We start from the raw sequence: 7,725 nt of genomic DNA, 5'->3' as shown, positions 1-7,725 counted from the left end.
GCGGGGCGGGCGCGGTTTTCCTAAACCCCCACCCCTTTCAGGTCGCCAAATGGGCCCTGCTGGGCGCACCGTACGGTCAGTTTTCGCGACCTGAACCGGGGGATCGCGTTGGGCGGAGACGAACGAAGGGACCCGGCTCCTGCCGGGTCCCTTCGTGTGGCTGCTGCGATCAGGCGGTGACGGTGTCGGTCTGTGCGACGGCGCGGGCGGCCGCGAGACCGGCCTCGAGGTCGGCCTTCAGGTCGTCGATGTTCTCCAGTCCGACCGAGAGGCGCACGAGACCCGGCGTCACGCCCGCGCTCAGCTGCTCCTCCGGAGACAGCTGCGAGTGCGTGGTCGAGGCGGGGTGGATGACGAGCGAGCGCACGTCGCCGATGTTGGCCAGGTGGCTGAACAGGCTGAGGTTGTCGACCAGCGCGCGGCCGGCATCCACTCCGCCCTTCAGCTCGAACGACAGCACCGCGCCGACGCCCTTCGGTGCGTACTTGTTCGCCGCCGCGTACCAGGGGCTCGTGGGGAGGCCGGCGTAGTTCACCGACGCCACATCGGGGTGGCTCTCCAGGAACTCCGCGATCTCCTGCGTGTTCTGCACGTGACGCTCGACACGTAGCGACAGCGTCTCGATGCCCTGGATGAGCAGCCAGGCGCTGTTCGGCGCGATGGCGGCGCCGAGGTCGCGCAGCAGCTGCACGCGGGCCTTGATGATGTAGGCGAGGCCGTCGCCGACCGCCTGGGTGTAGCTGACGCCGTGATACGACTCGTCGGGCTCGGTGAGGCCGGGGAACTTGTCGACGTGCTTCGACCACTCGAAGTGGCCGCCGTCGACGAGCACGCCGCCGATCGTGGTGCCGTGGCCGCCGAGGAACTTCGTCGCCGAGTGGATGACGATGTCGGCGCCGTGCTCGAACGGGCGGATCAGGTACGGCGTCGCGATCGTGTTGTCGACGATGAGCGGAACGTCGTTCTCGTGCGCGATGCCGGCGATCGTCTCGATGTCGAGGATGTTCACCTTCGGGTTGCCGACCGTCTCGGCGAAGAACAGCTTCGTGTTCGGCCGGATGGCGCGGCGCCACTCCTCGGGGTCGTCCTGGTTCTCCACGAACGTGGTCTCGATGCCGAGCTTGCCGAGCGTGTACTTGAAGAGGTTGTACGTGCCGCCGTAGATCGAGCTCGACGAGACGATGTGGTCACCGGCCTGGGCGATGTTGAGCACCGCGAACGTGGAGGCCGACTGGCCGGATGAGAGCAGCAGCGCTCCCGTACCGCCCTCGAGCGCTGCGACGCGCTCCTCGACCACGGCCTGGGTGGGGTTCTGGATGCGGGTGTAGATGTTGCCGAACTCGGCCAACGCGAAGAGGTTCTTCGCGTGGTCCGAGTTGTTGAACACGTACGACGTGGTCTGGTAGATCGGCGTCGCCCTGGCGTTGGTCACCGGGTCGGGGGCGGCGCCCGCGTGGATCTGCTTGGTCTCGAACTGCCACTTCGCGGCGTCGGTCATGATTCTCATTCCGATCGGTGCTCGGGTGTGCCATTGGCACGACGTGATGGATTGGGTTGCTTCAGGTTCGGCACGCCTGGCGCGCCGTCGATCTGTACAGGCTAGGCGCGCCGCATCCGGCGCCCAAGGGAAGTGCAACACGGCGTAACTGCGCGTGGTTGTGGTCGTCGGTGGTCCGGCGGCCAGAATGGTGGGCATGGCATCCAGACGGGCAGTGGTGACGGGAGCGAGCACGGGCATCGGCGAGGCGACGGTGCGGCTGCTGAGGGAACACGGATGGAACGTTGTCGCCGTTGCGCGCCGCGCCGACCGTCTCGAGGCGCTCGCCGGAGAGACCGGAGCCGAGGCGTTCGCCGCCGATATCACCGTGCAGGAGGATGTCGACGCACTGCGCGACCGTGTGGCATCCGGAGGCGGCGTTCACGCGCTCGTCAACAACGCCGGCGGTGCCCGCGGCCTCGACTCCGTCGAGAAGTCCTCGGTGGACGACTGGGCGTGGATGTACGACGTGAACGTTCTGGGTACCAAGCGCGTGATCTCAGCACTTCTCCCGCTGCTGCGCGAGGCAGCGGACGCCGACGGGCACGCCGACATCCTCAACGTCACCTCGATCGCCGGGCACAACGCGTACGTCGGCGGAGGCGGATACAACGCCGCGAAGTTCGCCGAGCACGCGCTCACGGAGGTGCTGCGGCTGGAGCTGAACGGTGAGCCGCTGCGCGTGATCGAGGTGGCGCCGGGAATGGTGCAGACCGAGGAGTTCTCGCTCTCGCGCTTCGGCGGAGACAAGGAACGGGCCGACGCGGTCTACGCGAACGTGCCTGAGCCGCTCACGGCCGACGACGTCGCCTACACGATCGTCGACGCGCTCGAGCGTCCGGCGCACGTCGACCTCGACCTGATCGTCGTCAAACCCGTGGCGCAGGCCGCGTCGTACCGCTTCCACCACGGTCCGTTGCGCGTGGCGGGCAAGGACTGAGGGATGACCCCGGCCGGCGATCGCTCGACGCGCGACTCTGCGCGGGGACGCGCCGTCCAGCGCTGGGAGCGGATCAGCACCTGGCCGTTCCTGGTGCTGTCGTTGATCTTCATCGTCGTCTACAGCATCCGTTGCCTGGATCCCACGATGCCGCTCGTCGAGCGCACCGCCCTCGTCACTGTGCTGAGCATCATCTGGGTCGTCTTCATCGCGGATTACGTCGGTCGGCTGTTGTTGTCGCCGCAGAAGTGGTCGTTCGTTCGAGCCAACGTCTCCGACCTGCTGGCCGCTCTCCTGCCGATCTTCCGGCCGTTCCGCGCGCTGCGCGAACTGCGGCGCATCCCGTTCTTTCGACAACACGACGGATCTGCGATTCGCGCTCGCGTCGTCACGTATGCGCTGCTCTTCGTCGTGCTGTGGCTCTACACCATCTCGGTGACCGTGGTCGCCGCCGAACGAGGCGCGCGCGGGGCGACGATCCTGAACCTCGGCGACGCCCTGTATTGGGCCGTGGTCACCATGGCGACCGTGGGATACGGCGACATGGTTCCGGTCACGACCCTCGGCAGGGTGCTGGCCGTCATGCTCATGCTGAGCGGTATCGTCATCGTCGGTGTCACGACGGCTACCGTCGTCTCGTACTTCAACGACGCGATCCGGCGCCACGCTCCCGGCGCGGAGGACCGCGAGGACGCCGCGCGGGAATCGATCGATCGCCCGTCTGGGCAGGAGAAGGAGACTCGATGAGCGTGTTCCTGGTGGGCGGCGGCTTCCGGGACGGATCGGACGAAGCGGTCTATGGCGGCTTCGTGTCAGAGGCCGTCGCGAGAGCAGCGTCGGCGCATCGATCCGCGACAGAAGCTGCGGAGCGTGCGGCGAGGATCGTGGTTCTCACCGTGCGGGAGGACGCGCATCCCGGCCACGGCAACACGCTGGCATCCGTCGTGCAGAACGTGGCGGGCGACCGCCCCGTCGAGGTGACGACGACGGTCGTGGCGGAGGGCGAGCCGATGCCCGCGTCCGCACTCGACGGTGCCGACGGCATCCTGGTCGGAGGCGGTCTCACGCCCGCCTACCTCAGCGCGTTCGCCCCGCTGGCCGCGCGCATCCGACGTGAGGTGGAGACGGGCGTGCCCTATCTCGGGTTCTCGGCCGGCGCGATGATCGCCCCGGACCGCGCGCTGCTCGGCGGATGGCTCATCGGCGGCATCGAGGTCGTCGCGCAGGAAGCCGCGGAAGACCTCGACGAGCTCACGATCGAGGAGGGCCTCGGGCTGATCGACGTCACGGTCGACGTGCACGCCGTGCAGTGGGGGAACCTCTCCCGCGCGATTGCCGCCGTGGACTCCGGAGCGGTCGACGAGGTGATCGCCATCGACGAGGCGACCGTGCTGGCGGTGGGATCCGGTCCACTGCGCGCCAGCGGCTCCGGCACCGTCTGGGCGGTGACGAAGGACGACCGCGGTGTGCTCGTGCGGAGCATGCGGTGACCGGCTCGGCGGACGCAGCGGGGAGCATCCGGTAGATGGCGAAGACGCTCGTCGAGCTGGCAGCGGACGGCTCCATGGACCCCGGCTGGGCCGAGGCGCTCCAGCCCGTCGCCGGCGACATCGCGCAGATGGGGGACTGGCTGCGCAACGAAGTGGCATCCGGGCGTCCCTACCTGCCGGCCGGGGCGAACGTGCTGCGCGCGTTCCGCTATCCGCTCGCCGACGTGCGCGTGCTCATCGTCGGCCAGGACCCATACCCGACACCGGGGCATCCGATCGGCCTCTCCTTCGCCGTCGAACGGCACGTGCGACCTGTGCCGCGCAGCCTGCAGAACATCTACCGAGAGCTGCGCAGCGACATCGGGCTGCAGACGCCCAATCACGGCGACCTCACGGCGTGGAGCGAGCACGGCATCATGCTGCTCAACCGGGTGCTCACCGTGCGGCCGGGAGCGCCCGCGTCGCATCGCGGTGTCGGATGGGAGCGCGTGACGGAGCACGCCATCCGTGCGCTCGTCGCCCGCGGAACGCCGCTGGTCGCGATCCTGTGGGGGAGGGATGCCGCGAACCTGAGGCCCCTGCTCGGCTCCACGCCGGTCATCACCTCGCCGCACCCCAGCCCGCTCTCCGCCGATCGCGGCTTCTTCGGCTCCAAGCCGTTCAGCCGCGCGAACGAGCTGCTGGAGCGACAGGGCGGGAAGCCGGTGGACTGGACGCTCGGGTGACGCAGCCGTAGCACGACGGAAACAGGGCGAGGCCGCTCGAAACAGACGTGCAACAAGCTCCGGTTACGCTGGTCGCCGTGCTGGAAGAGGAATACGAGACCCGTCGGGTGCTGCCGCCGCACCTGCGCAGGCAGGAGGCCCCCGAGGCTCCGTTCTCGTACGAGTTGCGGGATGCCCGTCCCGCCGACCTTCCGCACGTGCGCGAGATCTACAACTACTACGTCACCAACAGCACGGTCACCTTCGACGAAGACACCATGTCGCTGAAGGAGTGGAAGTCGAAATACGCCTACCTGGCGAAGCTCGGCATGCCGTTCCTCGTCGCGGAGTCGCCGAACGGGCAGATCCTCGGCTACGCGCTCGTCACGCCGTGGAAGCAGAAGAAGGCGTACCGGTTCACGGTGGAGAACTCGATCTACCTGGGGCAGGCATCCACCGGCAAGGGACTCGGCACCGTGCTCATGCAGGCGCTGATCGAGCGGTCGAAGCAGGCGGGGCTCAAGGAGATGATCGCCGTCATCGCCGACCAGGGAGCGGATGCCTCCATCGCCATGCACAGGGCGTTCGGCTTCAAGGAGATCGGCAGCATGGGCCACGTCGGCTACAAGTTCGGCAGGTGGCTCGGCACGATCCTCATGCAGAAGAGCCTCAAGGACTGACAGCGCGGCGTTCCTATGGATTCACCCCATCGTCGTTATCAATTCGTGATAACGGCTGACGGATGCCGGTGGCCCGCCATACAGTGATCTCACCTCCGCCGATGGTCGCCCGAACGGGTGGTCGAGAAGGCGCTGTATGAATCGAGGCCTGCCGGCATCCGGGATGGATGCGGCAGGCCTCGTCCAGTTCGCGGTCAGGCCCGAGACGGTGCCTTGCGCAGAACGAAGAACCCGACGAGTCCGCCGATCGCCATGGGGATGAGCAACCAGGCCACCACGCCGACCGCTCGCACCTGCACGAACCATTCGCCCACCGCGGGCCACGAGGAGGACAGGGTGGTGATCGCGACGAACCCTACTGCGAGGAGCGCGACGATCGCGCCCAGCGCGTAGAGGCCGTTCGCGCGCCAGCGCACGTAGACGCTGCCGGCCAGGGCACCGAGCGCGAAGCAGAACATGAACGCGCCGAACGTCGTGAGCACGCGCTCCCAGAGCGGACCGCTGCCCATGTAGATGTTGCTGAACATGTGCGCGTTCATGCCGTAGCCGCTCGTCCAGTCCTCGACGTAGGAGAGAAGCGTGCACACCGCGGTGAAGAGCACGCCCTGCAGTGCGAACGCCAGCCACGTGCCGAGGTAGTAGTCGCGACGAGTCGCCGACATGCCCATCGCGAACCGGAACGTGAGGTTCATCGCCTGAACGGCCGCGATTCCGAAGTACACGAAGATGTACATCGTCGCCCCCGACCACTGCGTCCCGGTGAGCTGCTCGTGCGTCGACGCGAAGATCGAGATCCAGATCACCAGGTTCACCAGGTAGACGAACGCGATGATCAGCCAGGGCAGCGCGATCATGCTGAACGTGTTCGCGAAGTGCAGCCGTGTGACGTTCCACACGCGCTGACCCGCGCTGGGAACGGCCACGGTGTCCGCGAGGGCGGCGGGCGAGCTGATGGCGGTCATGACCGGACTCCGTTCAATGTCGTGGCCGATTCGGCGAACTCGTTGGCGGTCGAATTGGTCGTGCGCACGATGAGCTGCTGCAGCGAAACGGGAGCGAGTTCGAGGCCGGAGGCGAGGGCATCCCGCCGCTCGTCGGCATCCAGTCGCTCCACCGTGACGGAGGCCAGCCCGCCGACGCCTTCGCGGTGCAGCACCTTGCGACCGGCGACGAACGCGTCGACGGCGCCGCGTGGACCGACGACGGTGGTCGCCGATTCGCGGGCGGATTCAGCCGACTCGTCCATGATGATGCGGCCCTTGTCGATCACGACGACATGCTCGAGGATGTTCGCCACCTCGTCGATCAGGTGCGTGGACAGGATGATCGTGCGTGGGTGCTCTCCGTAGTCTTCGAGCAGCCTGTCGTAGAAGATCTGCCGCGCGACGGCATCCAGCCCGAGGTAGGGCTCGTCGAAGAACGTCAGCGGCGCACGTGCGGCCAGGCCGACGATGACTCCGACCGCCGAGAGCTGCCCGCGGGACAGCTTCTTGATGCGGCGGTTCACCGGCAGCTGGAAATCGTCGATGAGCCGAGCGGCGAAATCGGCGTCCCAGTTCTCGTAGAACCACGGCGCGCAGGCGAACACGTGCTTCGGCTTGAACTCGTCGGGATACTTCTGGCTCTCCTTGATGAACGAGATGCGCGAGAGCACCTTGGCGTTCTCCACCGGGTGCTCGCCGAACACGCGAATCGTGCCCGAGGTGGCGAAGTCCTGCCCGGTGATGGTCTGCATGAGCGTGGTCTTGCCGGCGCCGTTGCGTCCGAGCAGGCCCGTGATGGCGTCCGATCGCACGCTCAGTGTGACGTCGTCAAGTGCGACGACATCGCCGAAGCGCTTGGTGAGGCCGTCGACCTCGACCACAGGGGTGGCCGTTTCGGTCACGATGCTTCTCCTTCTTGAGTGATCAGGTGGATGAGTTCAGCCGGTGACAGTCCGAGCTTCTTCGCCTCCGAGATAAGCGGAAGCACGAAGTCGTCTCTGAAGCTTTCGCGTCGCTTCGCCAGCAGCTGTTCGCGCGCACCGGTCGACACGAACATGCCGATGCCGCGCTTCTTGTAGAGGATGCCGTCGTCGACGAGCATGCCGACACCCTTGCCGGCCGTCGCCGGGTTGATCCGATGGAATGCGGCGAACTCGTTCGTGGACGGCACCTGGCTCTCCTCCGGCAGGCTGCCTGCGATGATGTCGTTCTCGATCTGCTCCGCGATCTGCTGGAAGATCGGCTTGCTCTCGTCGATCACCGCGCTCCTCATTGGTTCATTAGTACAGTAACTAACCCACGAAGCGCTGTCAACGCTCTCTGTTCACAACTCCTGCACAACGGTCGCTCGTCTCGACGGCTGCCGCGCGAACACTGAGTGGTGCACGACG

Annotated in this window: 9 protein-coding genes; 5 read left to right on the top strand and 4 right to left on the bottom strand. The window is 67.0% G+C overall.

What is annotated here, in order from left to right; genetic code table 11:
- Positions 1–169: 169 nt before the first annotated feature.
- The gene (locus ACTHNC_RS00895; RefSeq protein WP_440292699.1) at positions 170–1,498 is read right to left on the bottom strand and encodes a bifunctional o-acetylhomoserine/o-acetylserine sulfhydrylase; all 1,329 of its coding nucleotides are present in this window, start codon (positions 1,496–1,498) and stop codon (positions 170–172) included.
- Between the two features lie 196 nt (positions 1,499–1,694).
- Between ACTHNC_RS00895 and ACTHNC_RS00890 the strand changes: the two genes are divergently transcribed.
- From ACTHNC_RS00890 to ACTHNC_RS00870, 5 genes are all read left to right on the top strand, one after another.
- On the top strand, positions 1,695–2,477 hold the full coding sequence (locus tag ACTHNC_RS00890) for an SDR family oxidoreductase (RefSeq protein ID WP_440292698.1): 783 nt from the start codon (positions 1,695–1,697) through the stop codon (positions 2,475–2,477).
- Positions 2,478–2,480: 3 nt separating this feature from the next.
- Positions 2,481–3,224, top strand: a complete 744-nt coding sequence (locus ACTHNC_RS00885) for a potassium channel family protein (RefSeq protein WP_440292697.1) — start codon at positions 2,481–2,483, stop codon at positions 3,222–3,224.
- Entirely contained in the window at positions 3,221–3,967 is a 747-nt protein-coding gene (locus ACTHNC_RS00880; RefSeq protein WP_440292696.1) for a Type 1 glutamine amidotransferase-like domain-containing protein, read from the top strand. Before ACTHNC_RS00885 ends, ACTHNC_RS00880 begins: the two co-directional genes overlap by 4 nt.
- A 35-nt stretch (positions 3,968–4,002) precedes the next feature.
- Positions 4,003–4,692 (top strand): uracil-DNA glycosylase, encoded by a 690-nt coding sequence (locus ACTHNC_RS00875; protein ID WP_440292695.1) that lies wholly within the window; start codon positions 4,003–4,005, stop codon positions 4,690–4,692.
- A gap of 77 nt (positions 4,693–4,769) precedes the next feature.
- Complete coding sequence (locus ACTHNC_RS00870) at positions 4,770–5,351, top strand: N-acetyltransferase family protein (protein ID WP_440292694.1); 582 nt, start codon at positions 4,770–4,772, stop codon at positions 5,349–5,351.
- A 194-nt stretch (positions 5,352–5,545) separates the two neighbouring features.
- On the opposite strand, the gene ACTHNC_RS00865 is transcribed toward ACTHNC_RS00870, so the two are convergent.
- Genes ACTHNC_RS00865 through ACTHNC_RS00855 form a run of 3 tightly spaced genes read right to left on the bottom strand, consistent with a single transcriptional unit; the run spans position 5,546 to position 7,595 of the window.
- Positions 5,546–6,313 carry a hypothetical protein gene (locus ACTHNC_RS00865; RefSeq protein ID WP_440292693.1) on the bottom strand — a complete coding sequence of 256 codons (768 nt, stop codon included), beginning with the start codon at positions 6,311–6,313 and terminating at the stop codon, positions 5,546–5,548.
- Positions 6,310–7,236 carry an ABC transporter ATP-binding protein gene (locus ACTHNC_RS00860; RefSeq protein WP_440292692.1) on the bottom strand — a complete coding sequence of 309 codons (927 nt, stop codon included), beginning with the start codon at positions 7,234–7,236 and terminating at the stop codon, positions 6,310–6,312. The genes ACTHNC_RS00865 and ACTHNC_RS00860 overlap by 4 nt, the downstream gene beginning before the upstream one ends.
- On the bottom strand, positions 7,233–7,595 hold the full coding sequence (locus ACTHNC_RS00855; RefSeq protein ID WP_440292691.1) for a GntR family transcriptional regulator: 363 nt from the start codon (positions 7,593–7,595) through the stop codon (positions 7,233–7,235). The genes ACTHNC_RS00860 and ACTHNC_RS00855 overlap by 4 nt, the downstream gene beginning before the upstream one ends.
- Between the last annotated feature and the right edge of the window lie 130 nt (positions 7,596–7,725).

Origin of the sequence: Humibacter sp. (assembly GCF_051954055.1) — a bacterium.
Taxonomy (GTDB): domain Bacteria; phylum Actinomycetota; class Actinomycetes; order Actinomycetales; family Microbacteriaceae; genus Humibacter.
Note: the sequence above shows the minus strand (reverse complement) of the source record. Positions and strands in the feature narration are given on the sequence as shown.

Bases quoted from the DNA above. Each gene is read 5' to 3' on its own strand.
- ACTHNC_RS00895 (WP_440292699.1), bottom strand. From the start codon at position 1,498: ATGACCGACGCCGCGAAGTGGCAGTTCGAGACCAAGCAGATCCACGCG.
- ACTHNC_RS00890 (WP_440292698.1), top strand. From the start codon at position 1,695: ATGGCATCCAGACGGGCAGTGGTGACGGGAGCGAGCACGGGCATCGGC.
- ACTHNC_RS00885 (WP_440292697.1), top strand. From the start codon at position 2,481: ATGACCCCGGCCGGCGATCGCTCGACGCGCGACTCTGCGCGGGGACGC.
- ACTHNC_RS00880 (WP_440292696.1), top strand. From the start codon at position 3,221: ATGAGCGTGTTCCTGGTGGGCGGCGGCTTCCGGGACGGATCGGACGAA.
- ACTHNC_RS00875 (WP_440292695.1), top strand. From the start codon at position 4,003: ATGGCGAAGACGCTCGTCGAGCTGGCAGCGGACGGCTCCATGGACCCC.
- ACTHNC_RS00865 (WP_440292693.1), bottom strand. From the start codon at position 6,313: ATGACCGCCATCAGCTCGCCCGCCGCCCTCGCGGACACCGTGGCCGTT.